The 1,373-nt window shown below is 45.2% G+C and carries 3 protein-coding genes; all 3 read right to left on the reverse strand.

Features of this window, described 5'->3' with window-relative positions:
- Positions 1 to 81 precede the first annotated feature (81 nt).
- A complete protein-coding gene (rpsG, locus tag A3762_RS22400; protein WP_068473058.1) occupies positions 82 to 552 on the reverse strand; it encodes a 30S ribosomal protein S7 in 471 nt (156 codons plus the stop codon).
- A gap of 91 nt (positions 553 to 643) precedes the next feature.
- Positions 644 to 1,018, reverse strand: a complete 375-nt coding sequence (gene rpsL, locus A3762_RS22405) for a 30S ribosomal protein S12 (protein WP_068456027.1) — start codon at positions 1,016 to 1,018, stop codon at positions 644 to 646.
- Positions 1,019 to 1,168: 150 nt separating this feature from the next.
- Positions 1,169 to 1,373, reverse strand: a 205-nt coding sequence (locus A3762_RS27950) for a hypothetical protein (RefSeq protein ID WP_197469500.1), incomplete at its 5' end; no start/stop codon positions are given.

The raw sequence follows: 1,373 nt of genomic DNA on the forward strand, positions 1-1,373 counted from the left end.
ACGTGCCACTTAACTTTCCTCGTTAATCGCAACAAGCCTGCATATAGCAGGCTTGTTGTTGTACTAAAACGAAAATTTGTTTTAGAAACGGTAGTGCGAAAATGCTTTGTTCGCTTCCGCCATACGGTGTACGTCTTCACGCTTCTTAACCGCTGCACCTTTACCTTCCGCAGCATCAAGAATTTCACCTGCAAGACGTAGAGCCATAGACTTCTCACCACGCTTACGTGAGTACTCTACTAACCAACGCATTGCCAACGCCATTTGGCGAGCCGGACGAACTTCGACTGGAACTTGATAGGTTGCACCACCAACACGACGCGACTTAACCTCAACCATTGGCTGAATAGACTCTAGTGCTTTATCGAAAAGCTCCATAGCGTCTTGGTTAGATTTGCTAGCTACTGTGTCTAGCGCATCGTATACAATTTTTTCTGCCACTGCTTTTTTACCATGAACCATTACGTGGTTAATGAACTTAGCTAGCAGCTGACTTCCAAACTTAGGATCTGGAAGGATCTCGCGTTTCGCGACAACTCTTCTTCTTGGCATGATAAGCCCTCTATTACGTCTAAGGTCTTCAGGTAATTCAGGATAGACCTGACCTTACTCTTACCCCTTAAAATTAAGTTTAAAACTAAGATTATCCTTTAGGACGCTTAGCACCGTACTTCGAACGACCCTGACGACGATCTGCAACGCCAGATGTATCCAAACTACCGCGAACAGTGTGATAACGAACACCCGGAAGGTCTTTAACACGACCACCACGGATAAGAACAACACTGTGCTCCTGAAGGTTGTGGCCTTCACCACCAATGTATGATGTTACTTCGTAGCCGTTTGTTAAACGTACACGACATACTTTACGCAAAGCCGAGTTAGGCTTTTTAGGCGTAGTCGTATAAACACGAGTACAAACACCACGACGCTGCGGACAAGCCTGCAACGCGGGAACGTCACTTTTAGCGACGACACGCTTTCTAGGCTTACGCACCAACTGATTAATAGTTGCCATGCAAGCAAACTCCAATTTTATCTATCAAATTCCCACCCTAAAATAGGGTGCTCTCAAGTCGAGGGGCGCAAGTCTAATTACGCCCCAGCATAGTGTCAAGAAATTTGGTTTATTTTTAACCACATTCCACAACGCTATTTATGACGCACTTTATAGCGCGTCATTTTCCTTGTTTAGCTCTGCGCTTAGCGCCTCTACAACATCTTGTGCAGAAACACCTAAGCCGTCTTCTAAACCAGAACCTTTAGTCTTCTTAGCCTTACGTTCAGCATGGTATGCCAAACCAGTACCAGCTGGGATAAGACGACCAACAACAACGTTCTCTTTAAGACCTCGTAAGAAGTCACGTTTACCA

It is taken from the genome of Oleiphilus sp. HI0125 (assembly GCF_001635355.1).